Annotated in this window: 26 protein-coding genes; 16 read left to right on the forward strand and 10 right to left on the reverse strand. The window is 72.5% G+C overall.

The genetic code is table 11. From position 1 onward, the window contains the following. Positions 1–233: 233 nt before the first annotated feature. The 3 genes from ACVW19_RS17220 to ACVW19_RS17230 all read left to right on the forward strand — a co-directional run bounded on the left by ACVW19_RS17220 (position 234) and on the right by ACVW19_RS17230 (position 3,119). Positions 234–1,661 carry a DUF2252 domain-containing protein gene (locus tag ACVW19_RS17220; protein ID WP_457464648.1) on the forward strand — a complete coding sequence of 476 codons (1,428 nt, stop codon included), beginning with the start codon at positions 234–236 and terminating at the stop codon, positions 1,659–1,661. Positions 1,662–1,844: 183 nt separating this feature from the next. Then, positions 1,845–2,696 carry a hypothetical protein gene (locus ACVW19_RS17225; protein WP_457460239.1) on the forward strand — a complete coding sequence of 284 codons (852 nt, stop codon included), beginning with the start codon at positions 1,845–1,847 and terminating at the stop codon, positions 2,694–2,696. 93 nt (positions 2,697–2,789) lie between these two features. After that, positions 2,790–3,119 carry a rhodanese-like domain-containing protein gene (locus tag ACVW19_RS17230; RefSeq protein ID WP_457464650.1) on the forward strand — a complete coding sequence of 110 codons (330 nt, stop codon included), beginning with the start codon at positions 2,790–2,792 and terminating at the stop codon, positions 3,117–3,119. Positions 3,120–3,171: 52 nt separating this feature from the next. On the opposite strand, the gene ACVW19_RS17235 is transcribed toward ACVW19_RS17230, so the two are convergent. The 5 genes from ACVW19_RS17235 to paaA are packed head-to-tail and all read right to left on the reverse strand — an operon-like array spanning position 3,172 to position 6,869. After that, a complete protein-coding gene (locus ACVW19_RS17235; protein ID WP_457460240.1) occupies positions 3,172–4,230 on the reverse strand; it encodes a 2Fe-2S iron-sulfur cluster-binding protein in 1,059 nt (352 codons plus the stop codon). Continuing rightward, on the reverse strand, positions 4,230–4,802 hold the full coding sequence (gene paaD, locus ACVW19_RS17240; protein WP_457460241.1) for a 1,2-phenylacetyl-CoA epoxidase subunit PaaD: 573 nt from the start codon (positions 4,800–4,802) through the stop codon (positions 4,230–4,232). The genes ACVW19_RS17235 and paaD overlap by 1 nt, the downstream gene beginning before the upstream one ends. Continuing rightward, positions 4,796–5,551, reverse strand: a complete 756-nt coding sequence (paaC, locus tag ACVW19_RS17245; RefSeq protein ID WP_457460242.1) for a 1,2-phenylacetyl-CoA epoxidase subunit PaaC — start codon at positions 5,549–5,551, stop codon at positions 4,796–4,798. The genes paaD and paaC overlap by 7 nt, the downstream gene beginning before the upstream one ends. Beyond that, a complete protein-coding gene (gene paaB / locus ACVW19_RS17250) occupies positions 5,548–5,835 on the reverse strand; it encodes a 1,2-phenylacetyl-CoA epoxidase subunit PaaB (RefSeq protein ID WP_279334954.1) in 288 nt (95 codons plus the stop codon). Before paaB ends, paaC begins: the two co-directional genes overlap by 4 nt. Further along, positions 5,832–6,869 carry a 1,2-phenylacetyl-CoA epoxidase subunit PaaA gene (paaA, locus tag ACVW19_RS17255; protein ID WP_457460243.1) on the reverse strand — a complete coding sequence of 346 codons (1,038 nt, stop codon included), beginning with the start codon at positions 6,867–6,869 and terminating at the stop codon, positions 5,832–5,834. The genes paaB and paaA overlap by 4 nt, the downstream gene beginning before the upstream one ends. A 275-nt stretch (positions 6,870–7,144) precedes the next feature. Here paaA and ACVW19_RS17260 point away from each other — a divergent pair, with 275 nt between their 5' ends. The 3 genes from ACVW19_RS17260 to ACVW19_RS17270 are packed head-to-tail and all read left to right on the forward strand — an operon-like array spanning position 7,145 to position 9,988. Further along, positions 7,145–7,906, forward strand: a complete 762-nt coding sequence (locus tag ACVW19_RS17260; protein WP_457460244.1) for a DUF5819 family protein — start codon at positions 7,145–7,147, stop codon at positions 7,904–7,906. Beyond that, entirely contained in the window at positions 7,903–9,168 is a 1,266-nt protein-coding gene (locus ACVW19_RS17265) for an HTTM domain-containing protein (RefSeq protein ID WP_457460245.1), read from the forward strand. The genes ACVW19_RS17260 and ACVW19_RS17265 overlap by 4 nt, the downstream gene beginning before the upstream one ends. A 10-nt stretch (positions 9,169–9,178) precedes the next feature. Beyond that, on the forward strand, positions 9,179–9,988 hold the full coding sequence (locus tag ACVW19_RS17270) for a TrmH family RNA methyltransferase (RefSeq protein WP_457460246.1): 810 nt from the start codon (positions 9,179–9,181) through the stop codon (positions 9,986–9,988). A gap of 36 nt (positions 9,989–10,024) precedes the next feature. On the opposite strand, the gene paaN is transcribed toward ACVW19_RS17270, so the two are convergent. Next, on the reverse strand, positions 10,025–11,716 hold the full coding sequence (gene paaN, locus ACVW19_RS17275) for a phenylacetic acid degradation protein PaaN (RefSeq protein WP_457460247.1): 1,692 nt from the start codon (positions 11,714–11,716) through the stop codon (positions 10,025–10,027). A 154-nt stretch (positions 11,717–11,870) separates the two neighbouring features. Between paaN and ACVW19_RS17280 the strand changes: the two genes are divergently transcribed. Then, positions 11,871–13,430 carry a 3-hydroxyacyl-CoA dehydrogenase gene (locus tag ACVW19_RS17280; protein WP_457460248.1) on the forward strand — a complete coding sequence of 520 codons (1,560 nt, stop codon included), beginning with the start codon at positions 11,871–11,873 and terminating at the stop codon, positions 13,428–13,430. After that, complete coding sequence (locus ACVW19_RS17285; RefSeq protein ID WP_457460249.1) at positions 13,427–14,017, forward strand: TetR/AcrR family transcriptional regulator; 591 nt, start codon at positions 13,427–13,429, stop codon at positions 14,015–14,017. The genes ACVW19_RS17280 and ACVW19_RS17285 overlap by 4 nt, the downstream gene beginning before the upstream one ends. A 30-nt stretch (positions 14,018–14,047) precedes the next feature. Here the strand turns inward: ACVW19_RS17285 and ACVW19_RS17290 are convergent, their stop codons facing one another. After that, positions 14,048–14,533, reverse strand: a complete 486-nt coding sequence (locus ACVW19_RS17290; protein WP_457460250.1) for an Lrp/AsnC family transcriptional regulator — start codon at positions 14,531–14,533, stop codon at positions 14,048–14,050. Positions 14,534–14,722: 189 nt separating this feature from the next. Here ACVW19_RS17290 and pdhA point away from each other — a divergent pair, with 189 nt between their 5' ends. The 6 genes from pdhA (at position 14,723) to ACVW19_RS17320 (ending at position 21,914) form a co-directional block, all read left to right on the forward strand. Continuing rightward, the gene (gene pdhA, locus ACVW19_RS17295; protein WP_457460251.1) at positions 14,723–15,871 is read left to right on the forward strand and encodes a pyruvate dehydrogenase (acetyl-transferring) E1 component subunit alpha; all 1,149 of its coding nucleotides are present in this window, start codon (positions 14,723–14,725) and stop codon (positions 15,869–15,871) included. Then, positions 15,868–16,872: an alpha-ketoacid dehydrogenase subunit beta gene (locus tag ACVW19_RS17300; RefSeq protein WP_457460252.1), complete on the forward strand. Its 1,005-nt coding sequence runs from the start codon at positions 15,868–15,870 to the stop codon at positions 16,870–16,872. The genes pdhA and ACVW19_RS17300 overlap by 4 nt, the downstream gene beginning before the upstream one ends. Beyond that, positions 16,872–18,245 carry a dihydrolipoamide acetyltransferase family protein gene (locus tag ACVW19_RS17305; protein ID WP_457460253.1) on the forward strand — a complete coding sequence of 458 codons (1,374 nt, stop codon included), beginning with the start codon at positions 16,872–16,874 and terminating at the stop codon, positions 18,243–18,245. Before ACVW19_RS17300 ends, ACVW19_RS17305 begins: the two co-directional genes overlap by 1 nt. An 83-nt stretch (positions 18,246–18,328) precedes the next feature. Beyond that, a complete protein-coding gene (locus ACVW19_RS17310) occupies positions 18,329–19,387 on the forward strand; it encodes an NTP transferase domain-containing protein (RefSeq protein ID WP_457460254.1) in 1,059 nt (352 codons plus the stop codon). After that, positions 19,384–20,820, forward strand: a complete 1,437-nt coding sequence (locus ACVW19_RS17315; RefSeq protein ID WP_457460255.1) for a molybdopterin molybdotransferase MoeA — start codon at positions 19,384–19,386, stop codon at positions 20,818–20,820. The genes ACVW19_RS17310 and ACVW19_RS17315 overlap by 4 nt, the downstream gene beginning before the upstream one ends. Beyond that, positions 20,817–21,914, forward strand: a complete 1,098-nt coding sequence (locus ACVW19_RS17320; protein ID WP_457460256.1) for a potassium channel family protein — start codon at positions 20,817–20,819, stop codon at positions 21,912–21,914. Before ACVW19_RS17315 ends, ACVW19_RS17320 begins: the two co-directional genes overlap by 4 nt. A gap of 89 nt (positions 21,915–22,003) precedes the next feature. Here ACVW19_RS17320 and ACVW19_RS17325 read toward each other — a convergent pair whose 3' ends face one another. Both ACVW19_RS17325 and ACVW19_RS17330 read right to left on the reverse strand, forming a co-directional pair. Further along, a complete protein-coding gene (locus ACVW19_RS17325) occupies positions 22,004–22,855 on the reverse strand; it encodes an ABC transporter permease (protein ID WP_457460257.1) in 852 nt (283 codons plus the stop codon). Beyond that, positions 22,852–23,928: an ATP-binding cassette domain-containing protein gene (locus ACVW19_RS17330; RefSeq protein ID WP_457460258.1), complete on the reverse strand. Its 1,077-nt coding sequence runs from the start codon at positions 23,926–23,928 to the stop codon at positions 22,852–22,854. The genes ACVW19_RS17325 and ACVW19_RS17330 overlap by 4 nt, the downstream gene beginning before the upstream one ends. Before the next feature lie 194 nt (positions 23,929–24,122). Between ACVW19_RS17330 and ACVW19_RS17335 the strand changes: the two genes are divergently transcribed. Next, positions 24,123–25,103 (forward strand): NAD(P)H-quinone oxidoreductase, encoded by a 981-nt coding sequence (locus ACVW19_RS17335; protein WP_457460259.1) that lies wholly within the window; start codon positions 24,123–24,125, stop codon positions 25,101–25,103. A 35-nt stretch (positions 25,104–25,138) separates the two neighbouring features. Here the strand turns inward: ACVW19_RS17335 and ACVW19_RS17340 are convergent, their stop codons facing one another. Then, positions 25,139–25,633 (reverse strand): hypothetical protein, encoded by a 495-nt coding sequence (locus ACVW19_RS17340; RefSeq protein WP_457460260.1) that lies wholly within the window; start codon positions 25,631–25,633, stop codon positions 25,139–25,141. 595 nt (positions 25,634–26,228) lie between these two features. Here ACVW19_RS17340 and ACVW19_RS17345 point away from each other — a divergent pair. Next, positions 26,229–26,771: a bacterial proteasome activator family protein gene (locus ACVW19_RS17345; RefSeq protein ID WP_457460261.1), complete on the forward strand. Its 543-nt coding sequence runs from the start codon at positions 26,229–26,231 to the stop codon at positions 26,769–26,771. Positions 26,772–26,843 lie beyond the last annotated feature (72 nt).

Genomic DNA, 26,843 nt, shown 5'->3' on the forward strand with positions numbered 1-26,843 from the left:
CAGCCCCGGAGTTGTCCACAAGACCTGACGCGTTTCGTCCACCGGGTTGTACGGTCGGCACGGTTGATGTCTTGGCCTGCGCCGATGCCTGTGTCGACGCAGGGCCGACGGTCGTTCGTGTCGGTTGTCGATGCGTGCGCGTGGTGGAGCGTGTGTACGGACGTACGTGTGGGCGTACGGGGGAGGCGGTTGCTGTGACCGAGATCGTTGCCGGTGGGGCCGGCACGGAGGAGATGCCGGCGCGGACGGGACCGGACGGCCGGGCGGCCGGTGAGGTGCGGCGGCTGCCGCGTGTACGGGGCTTCGCCGCATGGCCGCCCGAGGGCTCGGCCAAGGAGGACGGCAAGGCCCTGCGCCGTCTGGTCCCCCGCAGCGCCCACGCCGCTCTCGACCTGGACCCCTCCCGCCCCGACGCGGTGAGCGCGGTCGAGGAGTCCAGCCGCGGCCGGCTGCCCGAGTTGACGCCGATACGGGTGGGCAGGATGGCGGCGACACCGTTCGCCTTCCTGCGCGGCGCGGCGGGTCTCATGGGCCACGACCTGGCCCGCACCCCCATGACGCGGATCCGTGCACAGATATGCGGCGACGCGCACGCGGCCAACTTCGGCCTGTACGGCGACGCGCGCGGCGGACTGGTCATCGACCTGAACGACTTCGACGAGACGGTGTGGGGCCCCTGGGAGTGGGACGTCAAGCGGCTCGCCACCTCGCTGGTGCTCGCGGGACGGGAGGCCGGCGCGGACGAGGACACCTGCCGCAAGGCCGCCCATGACGTGGTGGGCGCCTACCGCCGCACGATGCGGCTGCTGGCCAAGCTGCCGGTGCTGGACGCCTGGAACGCCATCGCCGACGAGGAGTTGGTCTCCCACACCGACGCGCACGATCTGCTGGGCACGCTGGAGCGGGTCTACGCGAAGGCCCGCGCCAACACCAGCGGCCGTTTCGCGGCCAAGTCCACCGAGGCGACGGCGGACGGCGGGCGCCGTTTCGTCGACGCCCCGCCGGTGCTGCGGCGTGTCGACGACGCCGAGGCCGCCGCGGTGGCCCACTCCCTGGAGGAGTACGTCGGCACCCTCCAGCCGGACCGGCTTCCGCTGCTGGCCCGGCACGCGGTGCAGGACGTGGCGTTCCGCGTCGTCGGCACGGGCAGCGTGGGCACCCGCTCGTACGTCGTGCTGCTCCTGGACCACCGGGGCGAGCCCCTTGTCCTCCAGGTGAAGGAGGCCCGCGCCTCGGCGCTGGTGCCGCATCTGCTGACGGCCGGCTTCGACGTGCCCGACGCCGGCCACGAGGGCCGGCGCGTGGTCCTGGGCCAGAAGAGGATGCAGGTGGTCAGCGACAACCTGCTGGGCTGGACGACCGTCGAGGGGCGGCCCTTCCAGGTCCGGCAGTTCCGCAACCGCAAGGGCAGCGTCGACCCGACGGCCCTGGCCGCCGACCAGGTCGACGACTACGCCCGCATGACCGGCGCCCTCCTGGCCCGCGCCCACTCCCACAGCGCCGATCCCCGCCGGATCGCCGGCTACTGCGGCAAGAACGACGAACTCGACGAGGCGATGGCCGACTTCGCGCTCCGCTACGCCGACCGTACGGAGGCCGACCACGCGGACCTGGTGGCGGCGGTGCGGTCGGGCCGGATCGCGGCGGAGATGGGGGTCTGAGCAGCGGGGCCGGCAAGGGGCAGGGCCGGATGGCCGGATGTCTGCCTTCCGGTTCCGGTGCCTCCTCGGCGGGCCGACAGGTGGTTCGGCGGGTGGTCCGGCCTGTGGTTCGGCGGGCCGGACCGGTGCCGGGAGCGGTCCGGACGGGCTCCGGGGGCGGCGGTGGTGGCCTACGCTGTGCGGGTGACGACCTCGGAGGGTGAGCAGGGTGGTGGCGGCGCCGGTGCGGAGCAGCAGCAGGTGACGGCCGAAGGTGGTGCGCAGCGGCCCGAGGCGCGGCTGGAGCAGGCCGTGCGGGCTGCCGAGCAGGCGCTGATCGAGTTCGAGATCGCGGTGGACACCTTCCGCATCGAGGTCGAGAACTTCTCCCGGCTGCACGAGCAGCGGCTCGGCCCCATGTACCTGCGCCTCGAGGAACTGGATGCCCGGATCCTGGAGGCCAAGGCCGACCGCACCGGTGATCCCGAGGACCGTCGGCTGGCCGAGGACGCGCGCTCCCGGTTGCTGCCGATCCCCGGTGTGGAGCAGCTGCTGAACGGCTGGATGGACGGCGACGGTCTCTTCCCGGAGGCCGCGGCCATGCTCACGGACCAGCCGGTCCGGACCCCGGAGCGGGTGCGGCCCAGCGAGGAGGCCCGCAAGCTCTACCGCGACCTCGCCCGCAAGGCGCACCCGGACCTGGCACAGGAGGAGCCGGAACGCCGCCGCCGCGAGGAGTTCATCACCCGCGTCAACGCCGCCTACGCCCGCGGCAGCGAGGCGGAACTGCGTGAGCTCACCGAGGAATGGGCCGCGGGCCCGAAGCTGAAGGAGCAGGCCCCGAGTGCCGTCGACGAGCTCTACGCCCGGCTCGAGTGGCTCGCCCAGCGCAAGGAACTGCTCACGCTGGTCGCGAAGGAACTCGAGGAGGGGGCCATCGGCTCGATGCTCCGGCTGGCCCCGGACGACCCGGACCGTCTCCTGGAGGAGATAGCCGAGCAGCTGCGCGCCCAGGTGACCGAACGCGAGGCGGAGCTGGCGGCCCTGCAGGGCTGAGCTGCGGTGCGGCCGGAATCTCGGCCGCACCGCGGTGTGAAGTCCGGCTGGGGTGCTTCCGGTAGCGTCGGGGGCATGAGTTTTGCGACTGGGGTGCCCACGGTCGGGGTCACGGACCTCGAGGACGGCGATTTCCTGTTGGACGTCCGGGAGGACGACGAGTGGAAGTCCGGTCATGCCGAAGGGGCGCTGCACATCCCGATCAGCGAGTTCGTCGCCCGGTACGGCGAGCTGACCGAGGCGGCCCCGCAGGACGGCCGGGTGCATGTGATCTGCCGTTCCGGCGGGCGCTCAGCCCAGGTCACCGTGTATCTGGTCCAGCAGGGCATCGACGCCGTGAACGTGGCAGGCGGGATGCAGGCGTGGGAGTCGTCGGGACGCTCCGTGGTCACGGATGACGGGCAGCCCGGACACGTGCTGTAGTCCGGATGCCGGACCGGATGCCGGAACAGACTCTGGAAGCGGGAAACGGGCCTCAGCGGTCGAAGTCCAGCTCCACCCTCTCCGTCACCGGATGCGACTGGCAGGCCAGCACGTAGCCCGCCTCGGTCTCCTCCGACTCCAGCGCGAAGTTGCGGTTCATCCGCACCTCGCCCGAGACGAGGAAGGCACGGCAGGTTCCGCACACCCCGCCCTTGCAGGCGTAGGGGGCGTCGGGGCGGTTGCGCAGTACCGCTTCCAGCAGGGACTCGCCGTCCTGGACGGGCCAGGTGCCGCCGCGCCCGTCGAGCAGGGCGGTGACCGTGCTGTGGGCGGGGGCCGGTGCCGCGGGGGCGACCGGTGTGCCGGTGTCCACGTGGAAGATCTCCTCGTGGATGCGGGAGCGGGCCACGCCCAGGCCGCGCAGAGCCCGCTCAGCCCCCTCCACCAGCCCGTACGGGCCGCACAGGAACCAGCCGTCCACCTGCTCCACGGGCAGCAGCGCCGGCAGCAGTGCGGTGAGCCGCTCCTGGTCGAGCCGCCCGGACGGCAGCCCCGCCTGCTGCTCCTCCCGTGACAGCACCGTCACCAGCTGGAGCCGCTCGGTGTAGCGGTCCTTCAGGTCGGCCACCTCCTCCAGGAACATCGTCGAGGCGGCCGTGCGGTCACTGCGGATCAGGCAGAACCGGGCCTCGGGCTCGCGTCTCAGCAGGGTCGAGACGATGGACAGCACCGGTGTGATGCCGCTTCCGCCGACGATCGCCGCGTACCGGCCGGGCGCGGGCCGGAGGGTGAACCGGCCCGCCGGGGTCATCACCTCCAGCTCGTCCCCGACGCCGATCTCCTTCAGGGCGTACGTCGAGAAGGCCCCGCCGTCGACCAGCCGCACCCCCACCCGCAGCGTGCCGGGCCCTTGGCCGCCGGGGGCCGGGGAGCAGATGGAGTAGGTGCGCCGGATGTCCTCGCCGTCGGCCCTGCGTCGCAGGGTGAGGTGCTGGCCCGGGGCATGGCGGTACTGCTTGCGCAGTTCCGGGGGGACGGTGAGGGTGAGGGCGACGGAGTCGTCGGTGAGCCGCTCGACCGCGGCCACCCGGAGCCGGTGGAAGCGCGCCATCACAACTCCTTGAAGTGGTCGAACGGTTCGAGGCAGGCCAGGCACCGGCGCAGCGCCTTGCACGCCGTGGACGAGAAACGGCTGAGCAGTTCGGTGTCGGCGGAGCCGCAGTGCGGGCACCGCACCGGCTCCGGAGCGGCGGACGCCTCGCCGGCCGGCGCCTCGCCGGCCAGCGGGTCGCGGGTGCGGGTCGGCCCGAGGCCCACCGGGACCGCGCCGGACGGCTGCCGTACACGAGGCGGGGCGATGCCGAACTCCCGCAGCTTGCGCCGCCCCTCCTCGGTGATGTCGTCGGTCGACCAGGCGGGCGCGAGCACCCTGCGGACGGTGACCTCACGCACGCCGTGTCCGCGCAGGGCCCGCTCTATGTCCGCCGACATCGCCTCGACGGCCGGGCAGCCCGTGTACGTGGGGGTCAGCTCGACCTCGACGGAGTCCGTTCCGCGCATGTGCACCGCGCGCACCACGCCCAGCTCGCGCAGGGTCAGCACGGGCAGTTCGGGGTCGGGCACCGAACCGGCCAGTTCCAGGAGTTCGGCCTCCAGCGGGGTGATGGGCGCCGTGGTCACCATGTCGCCCCCGGGTGGCTGCGGTGCAGGTGCTGCATCTCGGCGAGCATCCGGCCGAAGGGCTCGGTGTGCAGTCCCTGGCGGCCGGCACCGGCCGCCCAGGCCCCGGCGCGCGGTCCCTCGGGCACGGTGAGGGTGGCCCGGCGCAGTACCTGGGTGATCTGCTCCAGCCAGGCCGTCTCCAGGGCCGGCCAGTCGATGCCGAGGCCCTCGACCGGCTGGAACATCTCGCCGGTGTACCGCCACAGGGTGTCCACGGCCCGCTGGGTCCGGACCCGGCTGGTGTCCGTGCCGTCGCCGAGCCGCAGGGTCCACTGCTCTGCGTGGTCGCGGTGGTAGGCGACCTCCTTGACGGCCTTGCCGGCCAGCGGCGCGAACGGGCCGTCCCCCGCGGCGAGCTCGGTGTGCAGGAGATGCTGGTAGGTGGAGAAGTACAGCTGGCGGACGATGGTGTGGGCGAAGTCGCCGTTCGGCTGTTCCACCAGCTGGAGGTTGCGGAAGGCGCGTTCCTCGCGGAGGAACGCCAGCTCGTCCTCGTCGCCGGCCGTCGACAGCAGCACCCGGGCCTGGCCCAGCAGGTCCAGCGCGATGTTGGCGAGGGCGACCTCCTCCTCCAGCACCGGGGCGTTGCCCGCCCACTCGCCCAGGCGGTGGGAGAGCACCAGGGCGTCGTCGCCGAGGGCGAGCGCGGCCGTCGTGCGGGCGGTGTCCTCGGCGGTTGCCGGGGCGGGGGCGTCGGGTGGCGTCGTCACAGGTGCCGCACCCCCTCGGGGATCTCGTAGAACGTCGGGTGCCGGTAGGGCTTGTCGGCGGCGGGTTCGAAGAACGGGTCCTTCTCGTCCGGCGAGGAGGCGGTGACCGCGGACGACGGTACGACCCAGATCGAGACGCCCTCACCGCGGCGGGTGTACAGATCGCGGGCATTGCGCAGGGCGAACTCCGCGTCCGGGGCGTGCAGGCTGCCGGCGTGGGTGTGGGACAGCCCCCGGCGGGAGCGCACGAAGACCTCCCACAGGGGCCAGTCGGTGTCGGTCATGTACGGGTCGCTCCTGTCTCGCCGTTCGCGTGCTTGGCCGCGTGGGCCGCTGCCGCCTCCCTGACCCAGGCGCCCTCCTCGTGGGCGCGCCTGCGCCGGGTCAGCCGCTCCTCGTTGCACGGGCCGTTGCCCTTGAGGACGTCCCAGAACTCGGTCCAGTCGATCGGGCCGAAGTCGTGGTGTCCCCGCTCCTCGTTCCACCGCAGGTCCGGGTCGGGGAGGGTGAGGCCGAGCGATTCGGCCTGAGGGACGCAGATGTCGACGAAGCGCTGGCGCAGCTCGTCGTTGGAGTGCCGCTTGATCTTCCAGGCCATCGACTGCGCGGAGTGCTGCGACTCGTCGTCGGGCGGGCCGAACATCATCAGGGACGGCCACCACCAGCGGTCCACCGCGTCCTGGGCCATCGCGTGCTGCTCGGGGGTGCCGCGGCTCAGGGCCAGCAGCAGTTCGTAGCCCTGGCGCTGGTGGAAGGACTCCTCCTTGCAGATGCGCACCATCGCGCGCGCGTACGGGCCGTACGAGCAGCGGCACAGGGGCACCTGGTTGGTGATCGCGGCGCCGTCCACCAGCCAGCCGATCGCACCGACGTCGGCCCAGGTCAGCGTGGGGTAGTTGAAGATCGAGGAGTACTTCTGGCGGCCGGAGTGCAGCTTGTCCAGCAGCTCCTCGCGGCTGGTGCCGAGAGTCTCGGCGGCGCTGTAGAGATACAGGCCGTGTCCGGCCTCGTCCTGCACCTTGGCCATCAGGATCGCCTTGCGGCGCAGCGACGGCGCGCGGGTGATCCAGTTGGCCTCCGGCTGCATGCCGATGATCTCGGAGTGCGCGTGCTGGGCGATCTGCCGGACGAGCGTGGCGCGGTAGGCGTCGGGCATCCAGTCGCGCGGTTCGATCCTCTCGTCGGCGGCGACGGCCGCGTCGAAGGCACGCTCGTGTCCCGCGCTGTCGACGAGCGGATCACCGGCGCTGTCGCCGGCGCCGTCCGGTGCGTCGTGCGTACGGCCGCCGACCGTGCCGCGAGCGGCTGCTGTCGCCATGAGGTCCCCCTCGACCTTGGTTCTTCTCGACCTGGTTTCTTCTCGCCTGGGTTCTTCCCGGAACACGCTCCCGACCGATCGTTCGGTTCGTGCGGTTCCATGGTGAGACGGCCGCCGCAAGGTGTCAACAGCTGTGGATGACCTCCGGGGCTGTGCCCCGGCGGCCGGTGCTGAGTACCGTTCCCGTGCGACACGGTGAAGCCGCGAAGCGGTATGCGGGCGGTACGACGGCGCCGCGGCCGGGACACGGACCGGGAATGTGGGAACGGGGCGGGATGAACGCGTACGACGAGGGCTCGCACGCCCGGCAGGGGCGGACCGGGCCGGAGGGGCCGGACGGACTGGACGGACTGGAGGAACCGAGCGGCCCCGCCCCGCCGTCCGAGCCGGCCACCGGCGTGGCCGCCCTCTCCCCGCGTCACCGGATCGCCGCCGCGGTGGCCCTCGGGGTCGTCGCGATCGTGGTCTGCGTGCACCTCGGCATGACGTTCCTGCACGTCGCGCCCGCGAACACGGTCTCCAAGGAACACGGCACGGCGATCGAGGACTGGATCTACCCGGAGTTCGAGCAGAACTGGAAGCTGTTCGCGCCCAATCCGCTGCAGCAGAACATTTCCGTCCAGGTCCGCGCCGAGATCCTGACGGCGGACGGAGGAGTGCGGACCACCGGCTGGTACGACCTGTCCGCCCAGGACGGCCGGGCCATCGACGGCAACCTCCTGCCCAGCCACACCCAGCAGAACGAGCTGCGCCGCGCCTGGGACTTCTTCGTCGCCACGCACGACGACGACGATCGTCCGGTGGGCATGCGGGGCGCGCTGGCCGAGTCGTATCTGCGCCGGATCATGGTGATGCGGCTCGAACGGTCGGACGCGGCCGGGCCGGGCGACGTCGTCGACCGGATCCAGGTGCGCTCCCGCACCGCCAACGTGCCGCCGCCCCGGTGGAGCGAGGAGCAGGTCTCGACGAAGCCGGTGCACCGCACCCTGCCCTGGTGGCCGGTGCCGGAGGACGAGGCCCGGGGAGGCATCGGGTGAACCGCTTCTCCCTCATGGTCCCCGGGGCCGTCGCACGGGTCACCGACGCCGCCCTCGGCCCGTACCAGACCGCCGTGATCCGGATCGGGTTCAGCGCGACCTGGCTGCTGTTCCTGCTCCGGGAGTTCCCCCACCGCCAGGAGCTGTACGGTCCCGACGGCCCGTGGGACTGGGATCTCGCCGATCAGCTGGTCGGGTCCAACGGTGCCTTCACCGCGCTGCTGTGGTCGGACGGCCAGGGCTGGTTCGAGGCCGGCTACGCGCTCGCGGTGGTGTGGAGCGCGCTGCTGCTGCTGGGCTGGCGCACCCGCACCATGTCGGTGCTGTTCATGGTGGGCGTGCTGTCGCTGCAGAACCGCAGTGTCTTCATGGGCGACGGCGGCGACAACGTCCTGCACCTGATGTCGATCTACCTCGTGTTCACCCGCTGCGGCCAGGTGTGGTCGCTGGACGCGCGGCGCGCCCGGCGCGAGGAGCGGGCACGCGCGTGTGGGGAGCGGCCACGGGACCGGGTGGGCCCCGCGCTGTGGGGTGTGCTGGGCTTCCTGCTGCTGGTGGCGACCCTGGCCGGCCGGATGGACGGCGACTGGTTCATACCGGCGCTGCTGTGGACCGTGTGGGTGGTGCAGGCGCTGTGGTGGCTGGTGGGGCGGCGCGCGAGGACCCCGCAGCCGCGCATCCTGCTGGACGTCGTCGCCAACGTCGTGCACAACGGGGCCCTGCTGGTGATCATGGCCGAGGCCTGTCTGATCTACGCCACGGCAGGCTGGTACAAGATCCAGGGCTCCCGCTGGCAGGACGGCACCGCGGTCCACTATCCGCTCCACCTGGAGTACTTCTCCCCCTGGCCGGCCCTCGGCGACCTGCTGACCGCCAGCGGCACCCTGGTGATGCTGGTGACGTACGGGACGGTCGCCGTGCAGGTCGCCTTCCCGTTCACCCTGTTCAACCGGCGGGTCAAGAACGTGTTCCTGGTGCTCATGATCACTGAGCACGCCGTGATCGCCGTCGTCCTGGGACTGCCCTTCTTCTCCCTGGCGATGATCGCGGCCGACGCCGTCTTCCTGCCGACGACGTTCCTGCGCCGCCTGGGCAACGGCTCCACCCGCGCGTACGAGTGGGTGCGGGCCCGCGGACGGCGGCCCCGCACCCGCGAGGGCGGTCGGTCTGTCCCGGGGCCCCGGTCCGCCGGCTCGGAAACGCGGGCGGCCGGGCGGTCGGCCGCCCCCGCGCCGGGGGAGGCGCCCGGCCCCCGCACGTAGGCTGCACGTCATGGCCGCCTCCGATCCCGCCTCCGCCTCCGCCCCCGTGCCCGGAACCCCCGCCCCCGACCGGGACGTCGGTCCCGTGACCCGCTGGCACCGGCGGAGCGGTACCGCCGTCCTGCTCGACGGCTTCCACGCCCTCAAGCACGCCGTGCGCTTCGGGGCGGAGGTCGAGGTGGCGGTCACCGCGGACCGGGCCGCCGCGCTCGCCCTCGCGGACGAACTGGCCCCGGACGTCCGGGACGCGCTGGCGGCGCTGCTCGCCGAGGTGCCGTACGAGACGTACGCCTCGCTCGTCCCGCGCCCGCATCCCACCGCCGTCGCCGCTCTCGCCGTACGGCCCTCCCGCGCGGGCAACCTCGAGAGGCTGGCGCACAGCCCGCGCACCGCCCCCGTGGTGGTCCTGGACCTCCCGCGCAACCTGGGCAACGCGGGGGCCGTGATCCGGCTGGCCGCCGGTTTCGGGGCGACCGGTGTCGTCACCACCGGCACCCTCGACCCCTGGCACCCCACGGTCGTGCGTGGCGGGGCCGGGCTGCACTTCGCGACCGCCGTGGAGCGGCTGCCCGTCGACGAACTGCCCGCCGGCCCGGTGTTCGCGCTCGACCCGGAGGGCGAGGACATCCGCGCGCTGAAGCTGCCGGACGACGCGCTGCTCGCCTTCGGCTCGGAGCGCAGCGGGCTCTCGGCGGAACTGCGCGCGCGGGCCGACCACCTGGTGGCGCTGCCGATGCGCCCCCAGGTCTCCAGCTACAACCTCGCGACCAGTGTGGCCATGACGCTGTACCACTGGAGCGCCACCGGGGGCGCGTCCTAGCGGGGTCCGCGCGCCCGCGTCCGCCTCATCTGGCCGTCACGCCTCCCGGCGTACCTCGATCACCCGGAAGCGGTTGGCCACGAACGCCGCGTCGGTGAGGGCCGCGTTGGCCGCCGGGTTGCCGCCGGAGCCGTGGAAGTCGGAGAACGCGGCCGTCTGGTTGACGTACACCCCGCCGGTGAGGTTGAGGGAGAGCTGGGCCGCCTCCTCCAGGCACACCTCCCGCACGGTCTCCTCGACCTCGGGGGAGGTCGTGTACGCGCCGACGGTCATCGCGCCCTTCTCGCGGACGGTGCGCCGCAGGAGCTCCGCCGCGTCCGGGGCGGAGTCGACCGCGACGGCGAAGGAGACCGGTCCGAAGCATTCGCTCATGTAGGCGGCCTCGGCGTCCGGCTTCGAGCCGTCCAGCTTCACGATCACGGGGGTGCGGACCACCGCGTCCGGGAACTCCGGATGGGTGATCTCCCGGGAGGCGAGGGCGACTTCGCCGAGACCGGCGGCGGCCTCCAGACGGGCCTTGACGCCGGGGTTGACGATCGCGCCGAGCAGCGCGTTCGCGCGCGCGTCGTCGCCGAGCAGGCCGTCGACCGCCTTCGCGAGATCGGCGACGACCTCGTCGAAGGACTTGGGGCCCCGGTCGGTGGTGATGCCGTCGCGCGGGATCAGCAGGTTCTGCGGGGTGGTGCACATCTGGCCGCTGTAGAGCGAGAGGGAGAACGCCAGGTTGGCGAGCATGCCCTGGTAGTCGCCGGTCGACTCCACGATCACCGTGTTGACGCCGGCCTTCTCGGTGTAGACCTGCGCCTGGCGGGCGTTGGCCTCCAGCCAGTCGCCGAACTCCGTGGAGCCGGTGTAGTCGATGATCCGGATCTCCGGGCGCGTGGCGAGCGTCTTGGCGATGCCTTCGCCGGGCCTCTCGGCGGCCAGCGCCACCAGGTCGGGGTCGAAACCGGCTTCGGTGAGCACCTGGCGCGCGATCTGCACCGTGAGTGCGAGGGGCAGCACCGCGCGGGGGTGCGGCTTGACCAGGACCGCGTTGCCGGTGGCGAGGGAGGCGAACAGGCCGGGATAGCCGTTCCACGTCGGGAAGGTGTTGCAGCCGACGACCAGGCCGATGCCGCGCGGGACCGGGGTGAACCGCTTGGTCAGCGTCAGCGGGTCGCGCTTGCCCTGCGGCTTGGTCCACTCCGCGGTGTCGGGGGTGCGCGTCTGCTCGGCGTACGCGTACGCCACCGCCTCCATGCCGCGGTCCTGCGCGTGCGGGCCGCCGGCCTGGAACGCCATCATGAACGCCTGGCCGGAGGTGTGCATGACCGCGTGGGCGAACTCGAGCGTCCGGTCGCTGATCCGCTTGAGGATCTCGAGGCAGACCACCGCCCGGGTCTCGGCGCCCGCGTCCCGCCAGGCCCGCATCCCGGTCCGCATGGCGGGCAGCAGCACGTCGAGGTCCGCGTGCGGGTAGCTCACGCCCAGCTCGACGCCGTACGGGGAGGTCTCGCCGCCCACCCAGTCGTCCGTGCCGGGCTGGCCGAGGTCGAGGCGGGTGCCGAGCAGGGCGTCGAAGGCGGCCTTGCCCGCCGCCAGGTCCAGGCTGCCGTGCTCCCCGTAGGCCTTGGGGTGCTCGGGGTGCGGGGACCAGTACGCACGGGTGCGGATCGCTTCCAGTGCCCGGTCCAGGGTGGGCCGGTGCTGGGTGATCAGCTGCTGCGCGGTGAGTTCGGCGGCCATCGGGGACCAACTCCTCGTCGAGTTCGTGGGCCGGGCCCAAGCATGGGCGGGGGATGTCGGAACACGGGCGGTCAGGGTTAGAGTAACCGAACGATCGGTCGGGACAAGGGGTCCGCCGCATCTGTGGACCGGCTCGTGCGGGAGGATCGCGCACATGACAGCACTCGACCTCAGCAGTCCCGTGGCCGTCGTCGGCACCGGCACCATGGGCCAGGGCATCGCCCAGGTCGCACTGGTCGCGGGTCATCCCGTGCGGCTGTACGACGCCGTTCCCGGCCGGGCCCGGGAAGCGGCCGACGGGATCGTGGCCCGGCTCGACCGGCTGGTGGCCAAGGAGCGGCTCACCGCCGCCGACCGGGACGCGGCCCGCGCCCGCCTGCGGCCCGTCGACGACCTCGCGGGACTCGCGGACTGCGCCCTGGTGGTCGAGGCCGTCCTGGAACGCCTGGACGTCAAGCAGGAGCTGTTCCGGGCGCTGGAGGACGTCGTCGGTGACGACTGCCTGCTCGCCACCAACACCTCGTCCCTGTCGGTCACCGCCATCGGCGGCGCACTGAGAGTTCCCGGGCGCTTCGTGGGCCTGCACTTCTTCAACCCGGCCCCGCTGCTGCCGCTCGTCGAGGTCGTCTCCGGCTTCGCCACCGAGGTCGCGCACGCCACGCGCGCGTACGAGACGGCCCGCGCCTGGGGCAAGACGCCGGTCGCCTGCGCCGACACCCCCGGCTTCATCGTCAACCGGGTCGCCCGGCCCTTCTACGCCGAGGCCTTCGCGGTGTACGAGTCCCAGGGGGCCGACCCGGCCACGATCGACGCGGTGCTGCGCGAGTCCGGAGGCTTCCGCATGGGCGCCTTCGAACTGACCGACCTCATCGGGCAGGACGTCAACGAGTCCGTCACCCACTCGGTGTGGCAGGCCTTCTTCCAGGACGTGCGTTTCACGCCCTCCCTGGCCCAGCGCCGGCTGGTCGAGTCCGGCCGTCTCGGCCGCAAGAGCGGCCGGGGATGGTACGACTACTCCGACCACTCGGACCACTCGGACCACTCGGACCACTCCGACCGCACGGACGGCGCCGGGCGTCCCGAGCCGCACACCGCGGAGCAGGCGGCGCCGCCCGCGTACGTGGTCGCCGAGGGAGATCTGGGCCCGGCCTCGGACCTGCTCGCACTGATCCGGGAGGCGGGCATCCAGGTCCGCGCGGAGGACGAGGACAACGGCACCCGGCTGGTGCTGCCCGGCGGTGGTCAGCTGGTGCTCGCGGACGGTCAGACGTCGGTGGAGTTCCGCGACGTCGTCTATTTCGATCTCGCCCTCGACTACCGCGAGGCCGGCCGGATCGCCCTGTCCCACTCCCAGGACACCTCCCCGCGGACCGTCGCCGAGGCCACCGGCCTGTTCCAGGCGCTCGGCAAGAAGGTCAGCGTCATCGGCGACGTCCCCGGCATGATCGTCGCGCGCACGGTGGCACGGATCATCGACCTGGCGCACGAGGCCGTCGCCAAGGGCGTGGCCACCGAGGAGGACATAGACACCGCGATGCGCCTGGGCGTCAACTACCCGCTGGGGCCGCTGGAGTGGAGCCGACGGCTCGGTGGCACCTGGGCCTGCTCCGTGCTGGACAACCTGCACGAGTGCGACCCGTCCGGCCGCTACGCGCCGTCACTCGCGCTGTACCGCCACGCCTACACCTCGGACAAGCGGGAGGGCACCCCATGACCACCGCCAGGCGCGACACGTACACCCCGGAGACCCTGCTGTCCGTCGCCGTGCGGGTGTTCAACGAGCGTGGCTACGACGGCACCTCGATGGAGCACCTCTCCAAGGCGGCGGGCATCTCCAAGTCGTCGATATACCACCACGTGGCGGGCAAGGAGGAACTGCTGCGGCGTGCGGTGAGCCGGGCGCTGGACGGTCTCTTCGGCATCCTCGACGAGGAGCACGCGTGCGTGGGGCGTGCCGCCGAGCGGCTGGAGTACGTCGTGCGGCGCATGGTCGAGGTCCTGATCGCGGAGCTGCCGTACGTGACGCTGCTGCTGCGGGTGCGCGGCAACACGGACACCGAGCGGTGGGCCCTGGAGCGGCGGCGCGAGTTCGACCACCGGGTGGCGGCCTTGCTGAAGGCCGCGGCGGCGGAAGGGGACGTGCGCGGCGACATAGAGGTGCGCCTGGCGACCCGGCTGGTCTTCGGGATGATCAACTCGCTGGTCGAGTGGTACCGGCCCGACGGACGCGGCACCAGCGAGCGCGAGGTGGCCGACGCGGTGGTCCAGCTGGCCTTCTCGGGACTGCGCAGGGCGGCCTGACCGGGCCGGCGCCCCGCTGACGCCCCCGCTTCAGCCCTGCGGTTCCAGGTCCTCCTCCTCGAACACCAGCAGCGTGCGTGTGCTGAGCACCTCGGGGATCGCCTGGAGCCGGGTCAGCACCAGCTCGCGCAACGTCCGGTTGTCCGGCGTGTGTACCAGGAGCAGCACGTCGAAGTCGCCGCCCACCAGGGCGATGTGGGAGGCGCCGGGGAGCTGTCTGAGCTGCTCGCGGACCGTGCGCCAGGTGTTCTGGACGATTTTCAGGGTGATGTACGCGGACGTGCCGTGGCCGGCGCGTTCGTGGTCGACGCGGGCCCCGAAGCCGCGGATGACGCCGTCCTCCACGAGCCGGTTGATCCGGGCGTAGGCGTTGGCGCGCGAGACGTGGACCCGTTCGGCGACCGACCGGACCGAGGCGCGGCCGTCCGCCTGGAGCATGCGCAGGATGTCCTGGTCCACGGCGTCCAGGGGGCGTGCGGGCGGCAGCGGTCCGGTGCCCCCCGGTCCTTCGGCCATTTGTTCAGACGACACGCGCCCCCGCCTCTCCGTCATGGACGTACTGCGTCCATCTCAGGCTGTGGAGAACCGTTTGTCCACAGCCTGGTACCACCCGTAGCCAAAATGCACCGGCGACCGAACAATCGGTTGGTGAGGCGCGTCACAGACGCCGCGCCTCCACAGCCGCTCCCACGAGGAGGTGCCGTCATGACGGTCATGGAGCAGCGGGGCGCTTATCGGCCGACCCCGCCGCCCGCCTGGCAGCCCCGTACCGACCCCGCGCCGCTGCTGCCCGACGCGGAGCCGTACCGGGTGCTCGGCACCGAGGAGGCCGGCCAGGCCGACCCGGAGCTGCTGCGCCGGTTGTACGCGGAACTGGTGAAGGGCCGCCGCTACAACGCGCAGGCCACCGCCCTCACCAAGCAGGGCCGTCTCGCGGTCTACCCCTCCAGCACCGGCCAGGAGGCCTGCGAGGTAGCCGCCGCGCTGGTCCTGCAGGAGCAGGACTGGCTCTTCCCGAGCTACCGCGACACGCTCGCCGTCGTCGCACGCGGAGTGGACCCCGTGCAGGCGCTCACCCTGCTGCGCGGCGACTGGCACACCGGTTACGACCCCTACGAGCACCGGGTCGCGCCGCTGAGCACCCCGCTCGCCACCCAGCTGCCGCACGCCGTCGGACTCGCGCACGCCGCCCGCCTCAAGGGCGACGACGTGGTCGCGCTGGCCATGGTCGGCGACGGCGGCACCAGCGAGGGCGACTTCCACGAGGCGCTGAACTTCGCCGCCGTGTGGCGGGCCCCGGTCGTCTTCCTCGTCCAGAACAACGGCTTCGCGATCTCCGTTCCGCTTGCCAAGCAGACCGCGGCCCCGTCGCTGGCCCACAAGGCCGTCGGTTACGGCATGCCCGGTCGGCTGGTCGACGGCAACGACGCCGCCGCCGTCCACGAGGTCCTGGCCGACGCCGTACGCCACGCGCGTGCGGGTGGCGGCCCGACCCTGGTCGAGGCGATCACCTACCGCGTGGAGGCCCACACCAACGCCGACGACGCGACCCGCTACCGCGGCGACGCCGAGGTGGAGGCCTGGAAGAAACACGACCCCGTCGTGCTTCTGGAGCAGGAGCTGACCCGGCGCGGCCTCCTCGACGACGACCGCGTCGCCACCGCCCGCCAGGACGCCGAAAGCATGGCCGCCGACCTGCGGGAACGCATGAACCAGGACCCCGCGCTCGACCCCATGGACCTGTTCACCCACGTCTACGCCGAGCCCACCCCCCAGCTGCTGGAGCAGCGGGAACAGCTGCGGGCCGAGCTGGCGGCCGAGGCCGGGGCCGAGCCGGAAGGGACACAGCGATGACCACCGTCGCCGCCAAGCCGGCCACCATGGCGCAGGCACTCACCCGCGCGCTGCGCGACGCCATGGCCGCTGACCCGTCCGTGCACGTCCTGGGCGAGGACGTCGGCGCCCTCGGCGGTGTCTTCCGTATCACCGACGGACTCGCCGAGGAGTTCGGCGAGGACCGCTGCACGGACACCCCGCTGGCCGAGGCGGGCATCCTCGGCACGGCCGTCGGCATGGCGATGTACGGCCTGCGGCCGGTCGTGGAGATGCAGTTCGACGCGTTCGCCTACCCGGCGTTCGAGCAGCTGGTGTCGCACGTCGCCAGAATGCGCAACCGCACGCGCGGCAGGATGCCCCTGCCGCTCACCATCCGTATCCCCTACGGGGGTGGCATCGGCGGCGTCGAGCACCACAGCGACTCCTCCGAGGCGTACTACATGGCGACTCCGGGGCTCCATGTCGTCACGCCCGCGACCGTCCCGGACGCCTACGGGCTGCTGCGCGCCGCCATCGCCTCCGACGACCCGGTCGTCCTGCTCGAGCCCAAGCGGCTGTACTGGTCGAAGGACTCCTGGGACCCCGAGGAGCCGACATCCGTCGAACCGATAGGCCGTGCGGTGGTGCGGCGCTCCGGCCGGAGCGCCACGCTCATCACGTACGGGCCGTCCGTTCCCGTCTGCCTGGAGGCGGCCGAGGCGGCCCGGGCCGAGGGCTGGGACCTCGAAGTCGTCGATCTGCGTTCCCTGGTGCCGTTCGACGACGAGACGGTGTGCGCCTCGGTGCGGCGGACGGGACGCGCGGTCGTCGTCCATGAGTCGGGCGGCTTCGGCGGTCCCGGCGGGGAGATCGCGGCCCGGGTCACGGAGCGCTGCTTCCACCATCTGGAGGCACCGGTGCTGCGGGTGGCCGGGTTCGACCTCCCGTATCCGCCGCCGATGCTGGAGCGCCACCACCTGCCCGGCGTGGACCGGATCCTGGACGCCGTGGGGCGTCTGCAGTGGGAGGCCGAGAGCTGATGGCACAGGTGCTGGAGTTCAAGCTCCCCGACCTCGGTGAGGGGCTCACCGGGGCGGAAATCGTGCGCTGGCTGGTCGAGGTGGGCGATGTCGTCACCGTCGACCAGCCGGTGGTCGAGGTCGAGACGGCCAAGGCGATGGTGGACGTGCCCTGCCCGTACGGGGGTGTGGTCACCGCCCGCTTCGGCGAGGAGGGCACCGAACTGCCGGTGGGCGCCCCGCTGCTCACGGTGGCCGTGGGCGGACCGGACGCCGAGCGGCCGCCGGGTGAGGACCGCCCGTCCGCCGCCCCGAGCGAGGCCTCCGGCAACGTCCTGGTGGGTTACGGCACCTCGGAGGCTCCGGCCCGGCGCCGCAGGGTGCGGCCGGGACAGCCGGTGTCCGCCACGCGGACCACGCCCGCCACGCGCACCGCTTCCGCCCCCGCCGCTTCCGCGGCCGGGGCGCTGGACGGTCCGGTCCCCGTGATCTCACCCCTGGTGCGCAGGCTGGCCCGGCAGAACGGCCTGGACCTGCGGGAGATGACGGGCTCCGGGCCCGAGGGGCTGATCCTGCGGGCGGACGTGGAGCACGCGCTCCGGGCCGCCGACGCGCAGCAGGTCCGCAAGGACCGGACGGCCGTCACCGAGCCGCACGCGCGTGCGGCTCGGGCCCACACGCCGGCCGCCGGTACCGCGGTCCCGGGTGTCGTCCGCGTCCCCCTCAAGGGCATCCGGGGTGCCGTGGCCGACAAGCTCTCCCGCAGCCGCACCGAGATACCGGACGCGACCTGCTGGGTGGACGCCGACGCGACCGAGCTGATGCGGGCGCGGGCCGCGATGAACGCCTCGGGCGGTCCGAAGATCTCCGTGCTCGCCCTGCTGGCCCGGATCTGCACCGCCGCGCTGGCCCGCTTCCCCGAGCTCAACTCCTCCGTGGACACGGAGGCCAGGGAGGTCGTCCGGTACGCGGCCGTGCATCTCGGTTTCGCCGCGCAGACCGAGCGGGGGCTGGTCGTCCCCGTCGTCCGGGACGCGCACACGCGGGACGCGGAGTCGCTCACGGCGGAGTTCGCCCGGCTGACCGAGGCGGCCCGGTCCGGGGCGCTGACGCCCGCGGAACTCACGGGCGGCACCTTCACGTTGAACAATTACGGCGTCTTCGGCGTCGACGGCTCCACCCCGATCATCAACCATCCCGAGGCCGCCATGCTCGGCGTCGGCCGCATCGTCCCCAAGCCCTGGGTCCATGAGGGCGAGTTGGCGGTGCGACAGGTCGTGCAGCTCTCGCTCACCTTCGACCACCGGGTCTGCGACGGCGGCACGGCGGGTGGTTTCCTGCGCTACGTGGCGGACTGCGTAGAGCAACCGGCGGTGCTGCTGCGGACGCTGTGAGGTCCGCTTCCCCCCGCCGTGCCCGTTCCCGGACACCGTGCCCCCGCGTTCCCCGCGATCGCGGGGGCACGCATACTCGAGGGGTGACCGAGTACGAGCTCCCGGGTGCTCCCGGTGCCGGACCCGATGCCGTTGGTGACCGCGACCGCGAGCGCGACCGCGAGCGCGATCGGGACCCCGCGCCGGGCACGGCGGCGCCGCTCGAGCCCACCGCGTACGACGCCCTCGTGCTCGCCGGTGGTGGCGCCCGACGGCTCGGGGGCGCGGACAAGCCCGGCGTGCGGGTGGGCGGTCGGGCGTTGCTCGACCGGGTGCTCGCGGCCTGCGCCGACGCCCGCACCACCGTGGTCGTGGCCGAACCCCGCCCCACCCCCCGGCCCGTGCTCTGGGCGCGCGAGGAGCCGCCGGGCGGCGGACCGCTCGCCGCGCTCGACGCCGGGATTCGGCTCAGCACCGCGGAGTACGTCGTGCTGCTCTCCGCCGACCTGCCGTTCCTCGACGGCCGCACGGTCGACGAACTGCTGACCACCCTCCGTACGAGCCCGGGCGACGGGGTCGTACTGACCGACGCCGACGGCCGGGACCAGCCGCTCGTGGCCGCGTACCGCACGGCGGCCCTGCGCCGCGAACTCGCCGTGCTCGGCGAACGGCACGGCCGACTGGCCGGACTGCCGCTGCGCCGGCTGACCGGCTCGCTCCACCTCATCCGGATCTTCGGCCCGGTGGCGTCCTTCGACTGCGACACCTGGGACGACATCGCCGCCGCCAGAGCACGCATCAGGGAGCATGGACACGTGTTGGATGAATGGATTACCGCAGTCAAGGACGAGCTGGGCATCGATCTGGACGTCGACACCGGCGTACTCCTCGACCTCGCCCGTGACGCCGCCCACGGCGTGGCCAGGCCGGCGGCGCCGCTGACCACCTTCCTCGTCGGTTACGCGGCGGCCCGCGCGGGCGGTGACCGGGAAGCCGTGGCCGAGGCCGTCCGCAAGGCCGCGGCCCTCGCCACCCGCTGGGCCGACGAGGACACCCCCGCCGCCGCCCCCGCCGCCCCCGCCGCCCCCGCCGCCCCCGCCGCCTCCGACGCCGCCCCCGCCGCCTCCGACGCCGCTCCCGGCACGAGCCCGGACGCCCGATGACCGCGCCCGACGCCCGATCCGACGAGGACACCGAAAGCGCCGAGGACGCCGATGATCTAGACGTCGAGGAGGCTCTCGCCCTCGTGAACGAAGATTCCGGTCGCCCCCCCGGCCGCACTCCCGGTGCCCCCGGGCACGCCCCCTCCACGCCCCGCCCGCGCCGCCACGGCGTCCCCTGGACCGACGCCCGCGCCATCGCCGAGCGCGCCGGCCGCAACGGCACCGCCCGCCCCGGCACCGGAGGCCGTGCCACCCACCGTGCCCCGGTCTCCGTGCCGCTCGACGCCGCCCTCGGCCTCACCCTGGCCGCCCCCCTCACGGCCCTCACCGACCTGCCCTCCTTCGACACCTCGGCCATGGACGGCTGGGCGGTCTCCGGCCCGGGTCCCTGGACCGTGCGGGAGGAAGGCGTCCTCGCCGGGCACGCCGCGCACACGCCGCTCACCGACGGCGAAGCCGTCCGTATCGCCACCGGCGCCCGTGTCCCCCCGGACACCACCGCCGTCCTCCGCAGCGAACACGGCCGCACCGACGCCAAGGGCCGCCTGCACGCCATCGCACCCCGGGGCGGCAGCACGGCCCAGGCCGGGCCCGCCGCCCCGGTGGCGCACGGTCAGGACATCCGTCCCCGCGGCCAGGAATGCCGCAGCGGCGACCAGCTGCTGTCCGTCGGCACCCTGGTGACGCCCGCCGTGCTGGGCCTCGCCGCGGCCGCCGGATACGACACGCTCAGCACGTTCCCCCGGCCCCGCGTCGAGGTCCTCGTCCTCGGCGACGAGCTCCTCACGGCGGGCCTTCCGCACGACGGGCTGATCCGGGACGCCCTCGGCCCGATGCTGCCGCCCTGGCTGCGCGCACTCGGCGCCGAGGTCACCGCGGTCCGCCGGGTCCGCGACGACGCGCACACGCTGCACAAGGCGATCACAAGGTCCGACGCCGATGTCGTCGTCACCACCGGCGGCACCGCCGCGGGCCCGGTCGACCACGTCCACCCGACGCTGAGCCGCATCGGGGCCGAACTCCTCGTGAACGGGGTCGAGGTGCGCCCCGGCCACCCCATGCTCCTGGCCCGCACCAAGGAGAACCAGCACCTCGTCGGCCTGCCCGGCAACCCCCTCGCCGCCGTCTCCGGACTGCTCACGCTCGCCGAACCCCTGCTGCGTACCCTCGCGGCCCGCCCGGCTCCCGAGCCGTACACGATGCCGCTGCGGGACGCGGTCCACGGGCATCCGCACGACACCCGGCTCATCCCCGTCGTGCTGCGCGGGGACATCGCCCTGCCGCTGCACTACAACGGTCCCGCCATGCTGCGCGGCGTCGCGGCGGCCGACGCCCTCGCCGTCGTACCACCGGGCGGCACGCGGCCCGGCCAGGAGGCGGAACTGCTCGACCTCCCCTGGGCATCCGGGGGAATCGGGGTGTGTTTCACGTGAAACTTCCGGGTCAGGACGCCATTGCTCGCCAGGCGGACGAGCACTTGGTGACGCATCGGGTGAAACTGCCGAGGAAGGTGGTCGAGCACCCGATCCGCCAGGTCACCAAACGGCTGTCCATGGCTTTGCTGATCCTCGTGGTGACGGCGTTGATCGTGTACCTCGACCGCGGCGGCTACAACGACGGCGCCGACGGCACCCTCGACTTCCTCGATGCCTTCTACTACGCGACCGTCACCCTCTCCACCACGGGATACGGCGACATCACGCCGGTCAGCGACAGCGCCCGGCTGACCAATATCCTCATCATCACGCCGTTGCGCGTGATGTTCCTGATCATCCTGGTCGGCACCACCCTCGAAGCTCTCACCGAACGCACCCGGGAGGAGTGGCGACTGAACCGCTGGAGGTCCACGTTGCGTGATCACACCGTCGTCGTCGGATTCGGCACGAAGGGCAGGTCCGCGATCCGGACCATCTGCAAGACGGGGCTCCGCAAGGAGCAGGTCGTGGTGGTCGACCCCAGCGGCAAGGCGATCGAAGCCGCCGCGGCCGACGGATACGCGGGCGTCATAGGGGACGCGACGCGCAGCGAGGTGCTGAAGCGGGCCGAGGTGTACCGGGCGAAGCAGATCATCATCGCCACACAGCGCGACGACACCGCCGTGCTGGTGACGCTGACGGCCCGCCAGCTCAACCGCGGCGCGAAGATCGCGGTCGCGGTGCGCGAGGAGGAGAACGCTCCGTTGCTGAAGCAGTCCGGCGCCGACGCGGTCATCACCAGCGCCAGCGCGGCCGGCCGGCTGCTCGGGCTGTCGCTGCTCAGCCCCGCGGCCGGCGTGGTGATGGAGGACCTCATCCAGCAGGGCACGGGGCTCGACATGGTCGAACGGCCGGTCATAAAGGCCGAGGTGGGCAAAACGCCGCGAGAGCTCGACGATCTGGTGGTGAGCGTCCTGCGCGGGCACCGGTTGCTCGGCTACGACGACGAGAACGTCGGGACGCTCGAGCTGACCGACCGGCTGATCACGATCGTGCGGAGGACGCCGGCCAGGCAGGTGGCGCCCGACATGCGCCCGCTCCCCCGGGACTAGGGCCCGGGCAGGCCCTGACCACCGGCCACACGGACGACACGGGCCCCGGGGCTGCCCGCCCGGGGCCCGCACCGTCCGCGGGACCCGCGTCACTTGCGGTTGTAGAGCCGCATCGTGATGGGTCCGAAGACCAGGACGAACAGGGCGGACCAGCCCAGTGACCAGGCGACCTCGTCGGCCGGCCAGTCACCCGCCATCAGCCCGCGCACCGCGGACGCCAGGTGCGTGACGGGACTGTTGTTGACGAACGCCTGGAGCCAGCCCGGCATGGTGCGCGGGTCGACGAAGACGTTGGACAGGAAGGTGAGCGGGAAGATCACCATCATGCTGACGCCCATGACCGACTTCTCGGTGCGCAGCATCAGCCCGAACATCGTCCAGATCCACGAGAACGCGAACGCGAACGCGACCAGCAGCACGATCCCCGCGAGCACACCGGCCACCCCGCCGTCCGGGCGGTAGCCGAGGAGCACGCCCACGGTGAGCATCACGACCGACGCGATGGTGTACCGCAGGGCGTCGCCGAGCAGATAGCCGACCATCGTCGACGGACGCCAGATCGGCAGGGTGCGGAACCGGTCGAACACACCCTTCTCGATGTCCGTGTTGACCGAGACACCGGTGTACATCGTGATCATCACGACCGACATCACCAGGATGCCGGGCAGCAGGAACTGGATGTACTCCTTCGGCGAACCGGCCAGCGCCCCGCCGAAGAGGTACGTGTACATCAGCACCATCATGATCGGGAACGCGGTGACGTCGAACAACTGCTCCGGCACATGCTTGATCTTGAGGATCGCGCGCCAGCCGAAGGTCAGTGAGGCCGACCACGCGCCGGGCCGCGGCGGGCGCTCCTCGGCGACCAGCAGCTCGGCCAGGGAGTCGGTACGGACCGGGGCGAGTTCGGCGCTTTCGGTGGTCGTCGTCGCGGTACTCATGCCGCCACCTCGTCCTTCGGGTGGTGGGAGTGGTCGCCACCGGAGCCCGATCCCGAGTTCGGCCCTTGTCCCGAGCCGGGTCCCGAGCCCGAACCGGATGCGTGGGTGTCATGGCCGGTGAGGGCGAGGAACACCTCGTCCAGGCTGGGCTGGCCGAGCGAGAAGTTGTCGACGGTGATGCCGGCCGCGGCCAGTGCGCTCAGCGCGCGAGCGGCCCGTTCGGCGGCGGTGTCGTGGTGCGCGGCCGACCCCAGGCGGGCGGTGAGCGTCACCGGGTCGGGTTCGAGCTGCACCTGTGCGTCGAGTGCACGGCGCAGCAGGTCCGCCGCGCGGGGCCGGTGGTCCGGATCGCGCAGCCGCAGATGGACGGAGCCGGCGCCGACGGACGCCTTCAGCTCGCCCTTGGTGCCCTCGGCGATCACCTTCCCGCGGTCGATGACGGCGATCCGGGACGCCAGCTGGTCGGCCTCGTCCAGGTACTGCGTGGTCAGCAGCACGGTGGTGCCCTGGGCGACCACCGCGCGCACGATGTCCCACACCTGGTTGCGGCTGCGCGGGTCCAGGCCGGTCGTCGGTTCGTCGAGGAACAGCAGGTCGGGGGTGTTGAGGATGGACGCGGCGATGTCGATACGCCGCCGCATGCCGCCCGAGTAGTGCTTGACCTGCTTGGCCGCCGCCTCCGTCAGGCCGAAGGCCTCCAGAAGCTGGGCGGCACGGGTGCGGGCGGCCGGTTTGCGGTGGCCGAGGAGCCGGGCCAGCAGGATCAGGTTCTCCGCGCCGGTGAGGTCCTCGTCCACGGACGCGTACTGCCCGGTGAGGCTCACCAGGCCGCGCACCGTGTCGGCCTCGCGCACGACGTCGTGACCGAAGACATGCGCGTCGCCGCCGTCCGGTCGTAGGAGGGTGGCGAGCATTTTCACGGTGGTGGTCTTGCCTGCGCCGTTCGGTCCGAGGACGCCGTACACCGTGCCGGCCGGCACGGCGAGGTCGACCCCGTCCACGGCCCGTGTCTCACCGAAGGCCTTGACCAGGCCGGCGGTCTCGATCGCCAGGCCGGACGTCTGCGTGCTCATGCTGGGGGTCCTTCCGCATGCTTGGGCTACGCATGGAGAGACCATCACCGTCGCGCGAATTCATCGCTCTCGCACATGGTTTTCCCCGAGAACCGTTCCGACGACGGACCCGCCTCCGCCCATCGACCCGCGCCGGCCGACCGATGGCGCGCGGGCGGCGCGGGCGAAGTAGGCCAGGGAGTAGCGTCGCCCCCATGTATGCGATCACGATTCCCGAACCCGGTGGGCCCGAGGCGCTGGTGTGGGAGCAGGTCCCCGATCCCGTTCCCGGCCCGGGCGAGGTGCTTGTCGAGGTGGTGGCCGGCGCCGTCAACCGCGCCGACATCATGCAGCGGCAGGGCTTCTACGACCCCCCGCCCGGCGCCTCCCCCTACCCCGGCCTGGAGTGTTCCGGGCGGATCACCGCACTCGGACCCGGTGTGACCGGGTGGGCGGTCGGTGACGAGGTCTGCGCGCTGCTCGCCGGCGGCGGCTACGCCCAGCAGGTCGCCGTCCCGGTCGGACAGTTGCTCCCCGTCCCCAGGGGGCTCGACGTCAAGCAGGCGGCGGCGCTCCCGGAGGTCGTCTGCACGGTCTGGTCGAACGTCTTCATGGTGGCCCACCTCCGCCCCGGCGAGACCCTGCTCGTGCACGGTGGATCCAGCGGCATCGGCACCATGGCCATCCAGCTCGCCAAGGCCGTCGGTGCCAAGGTCGCCGTCACCGCCGGAACCAAGGAGAAGCTGGACCACTGCGCCGAACTGGGTGCCGACATCCTGATCAACTACCGCGAGCAGGACTTCGTCGCCGAGCTGAAGGAGGCGACCGACGGCGCGGGCGCGGACGTCATCCTCGACATCATGGGCGCCAAGTACCTGGACCGTAACGTCCAGGCCCTCGCCGTCAACGGCCGACTCGCGATCATCGGCATGCAGGGCGGCGTCAAGGGCGAACTGAACATCGGCGCCCTCCTGCGCAAGCGCGCCGCGATCAGCGCGACGTCGCTGCGCGCCCGGCCACTGGAGGAGAAGGCGGCGATCGTCGCGGCCGTCCGGGAACACGTGTGGCCCCTGATCGCCGACGGCCATGTCCGCCCCGTCGTCGACCGCGAGCTCCCGATGTCGGAGGCGGCCGACGCCCACCGTGTCGTGGAGGAGAGCGGCCACGTCGGCAAGGTGCTGCTGGTCGCGCCGTAAGGCCGCCGGACCACTGGATTCGTGGGCCCGGGGTTTCAGCTCCGCCGGAGTCTCAGGCCCACGAACGCCAGCCCCAGCCCGAGCCCCATGAGGACCAGCCCGCCCCCCAGCGGCAGGATGCGCACCATGGGCTCGGCGCCGGTGGCGGTGTTCGACGCGGGACTCCGTGACGTCCCGGAGGGCACCGGAACGGCCTCCCCCGACTCCGGCGCCCGGCGGGGGACGTCGACGCCGCCTTCCTCGGGCACGCGCGTACCGGCTGCGGCATCCGCGGCGTCCGGCGCTTCGGGCAGAACACCGACGCCTGCCTCCTTCGGCTCCCCGGCGCGCGCGCCGTCCCCGAGGCCGGAGGACTTCGGCACCGCGCTCACACCACCGCGCTCGGCCTCGCTTCCGCTGTCACGTGGTCCGCCGTCGTGTCCGCCACGCGGACCCGCCTCCCTGGATCTCCCGGATTCTTCAGGCGTCCCGGGCTCCCCGGGTTTCCTGTGCTCGTCGGTCTTCTCCGTCTCCTCGCTCTGCTCCGTCATCTCGGGCACCTCCCGCCCCGGCCGCTTCCGTCCTTCCCCCGGCCGGCTTCCGGCCCTGGAGGGCTCGGCGGAGGGCGCCGGTGACGGCGACTCCGCAGACGAGAGGGGTGAGAGGCGCGAGGAAGGTGAGAAAGGAGAGAGGGGCGAAAAAGGCGAGAAAGGTGAGAAAGGTGAGAAGGGGGAGAGGGGTGAGAGCGGTGAGAGGGGTGCGTGGAAAGGAGAGGGCAAGGGCTCTCGGGACGGCACGTCCGTGTGCTCGTCCGGCGCTTCCTGGGGTCCGGCGCCCGCCCTCTCGGCCCCGAAAGCCGCAGTCGTACCGAAAGGCGCCAGGGCCGGGCCGTACGGCATCACCACCCCCGCACCTGCCGCCACCCCGAGCACGACGCCCGCTCGCAGGGCGATCCCCGCCCCCACTACACGCAGCCATGGAGCCACGACTGTGACCTCCCGCGCCGGGCCGGTGCCCGTTCGCACCGTCGGCTAGATGGGCCGGATGGACTCCCACAGGTTCCCATTCCTCCGCACACCCGGCATTACGGATACCCCCGTCAGGGGGGCCCGGAAGCGTGCGGTGGACGTGCGAGAGAATGGCCGTATGGAGATGCCGAGGAACGAACGGTCGCCGGACAATCCGCAGGTACTGGTCGTCGGCCAGGACGGCATGGCGCTCGGTGGCGGCACCGGGGACGAGGACTCCCGCGAGGTTCCGGTGACGGAGCAGGTGGAGCAGCCCGCGAAGGTCATGCGGATCGGCAGCATGATCAAGCAACTGCTGGAGGAGGTGCGCGCGGCTCCTCTGGACGAGGCCAGCCGGGCGCGGCTCAAGGAGATCCACGCCAGCTCGGTGAAGGAGCTGGAGGACGGGCTCGCGCCGCAGCTGGTCGAGGAGCTGGAGCGGCTCTCCCTGCCCTTCACGGACGAGGCGACCCCGAGCGACGCCGAACTGCGGATCGCGCAGGCCCAGCTGGTGGGCTGGCTGGAGGGCCTCTTCCACGGCATTCAGACCACGCTCTTCGCCCAGCAGATGGCCGCGCGTGCCCAGTTGGAGCAGATGCGCCGCGCCCTCCCGCCGGGCATGGGCGACAGCGGCCAGGAGGAACCCCCGTTGGGCGGCCGCGCGGGCGGTCCGTACCTGTAGTCGTCCCGGCGCGGGACACGAACCCACGCGGCACACGAACATAAAGGGGTCCGGCCCGGAAGCCGGGCCCCT

It is taken from the genome of Streptomyces sp. TE5632, from assembly GCF_054061295.1.

Excerpts from the sequence above, each read along its gene's own strand:
- ACVW19_RS17220 (WP_457464648.1), top strand. The coding sequence starts at position 234 with ATGCCGGCGCGGACGGGACCGGACGGCCGGGCGGCCGGTGAGGTGCGG.
- ACVW19_RS17235 (WP_457460240.1), bottom strand. The coding sequence starts at position 4,230 with ATGGCGCGCTTCCACCGGCTCCGGGTGGCCGCGGTCGAGCGGCTCACC.
- paaD (WP_457460241.1), bottom strand. The coding sequence starts at position 4,802 with ATGGTGACCACGGCGCCCATCACCCCGCTGGAGGCCGAACTCCTGGAA.
- paaB (WP_279334954.1), bottom strand. The coding sequence starts at position 5,835 with ATGACCGACACCGACTGGCCCCTGTGGGAGGTCTTCGTGCGCTCCCGC.
- paaA (WP_457460243.1), bottom strand. The coding sequence starts at position 6,869 with ATGGCGACAGCAGCCGCTCGCGGCACGGTCGGCGGCCGTACGCACGAC.
- ACVW19_RS17260 (WP_457460244.1), top strand. The coding sequence starts at position 7,145 with ATGAACGCGTACGACGAGGGCTCGCACGCCCGGCAGGGGCGGACCGGG.
- ACVW19_RS17270 (WP_457460246.1), top strand. The coding sequence starts at position 9,179 with ATGGCCGCCTCCGATCCCGCCTCCGCCTCCGCCCCCGTGCCCGGAACC.
- paaN (WP_457460247.1), bottom strand. The coding sequence starts at position 11,716 with ATGGCCGCCGAACTCACCGCGCAGCAGCTGATCACCCAGCACCGGCCC.
- ACVW19_RS17280 (WP_457460248.1), top strand. The coding sequence starts at position 11,871 with ATGACAGCACTCGACCTCAGCAGTCCCGTGGCCGTCGTCGGCACCGGC.
- ACVW19_RS17285 (WP_457460249.1), top strand. The coding sequence starts at position 13,427 with ATGACCACCGCCAGGCGCGACACGTACACCCCGGAGACCCTGCTGTCC.
- ACVW19_RS17290 (WP_457460250.1), bottom strand. The coding sequence starts at position 14,533 with ATGGCCGAAGGACCGGGGGGCACCGGACCGCTGCCGCCCGCACGCCCC.
- pdhA (WP_457460251.1), top strand. The coding sequence starts at position 14,723 with ATGACGGTCATGGAGCAGCGGGGCGCTTATCGGCCGACCCCGCCGCCC.
- ACVW19_RS17300 (WP_457460252.1), top strand. The coding sequence starts at position 15,868 with ATGACCACCGTCGCCGCCAAGCCGGCCACCATGGCGCAGGCACTCACC.
- ACVW19_RS17305 (WP_457460253.1), top strand. The coding sequence starts at position 16,872 with ATGGCACAGGTGCTGGAGTTCAAGCTCCCCGACCTCGGTGAGGGGCTC.
- ACVW19_RS17315 (WP_457460255.1), top strand. The coding sequence starts at position 19,384 with ATGACCGCGCCCGACGCCCGATCCGACGAGGACACCGAAAGCGCCGAG.
- ACVW19_RS17325 (WP_457460257.1), bottom strand. The coding sequence starts at position 22,855 with ATGAGTACCGCGACGACGACCACCGAAAGCGCCGAACTCGCCCCGGTC.
- ACVW19_RS17330 (WP_457460258.1), bottom strand. The coding sequence starts at position 23,928 with ATGAGCACGCAGACGTCCGGCCTGGCGATCGAGACCGCCGGCCTGGTC.
- ACVW19_RS17335 (WP_457460259.1), top strand. The coding sequence starts at position 24,123 with ATGTATGCGATCACGATTCCCGAACCCGGTGGGCCCGAGGCGCTGGTG.
- ACVW19_RS17340 (WP_457460260.1), bottom strand. The coding sequence starts at position 25,633 with ATGACGGAGCAGAGCGAGGAGACGGAGAAGACCGACGAGCACAGGAAA.
- ACVW19_RS17345 (WP_457460261.1), top strand. The coding sequence starts at position 26,229 with ATGGAGATGCCGAGGAACGAACGGTCGCCGGACAATCCGCAGGTACTG.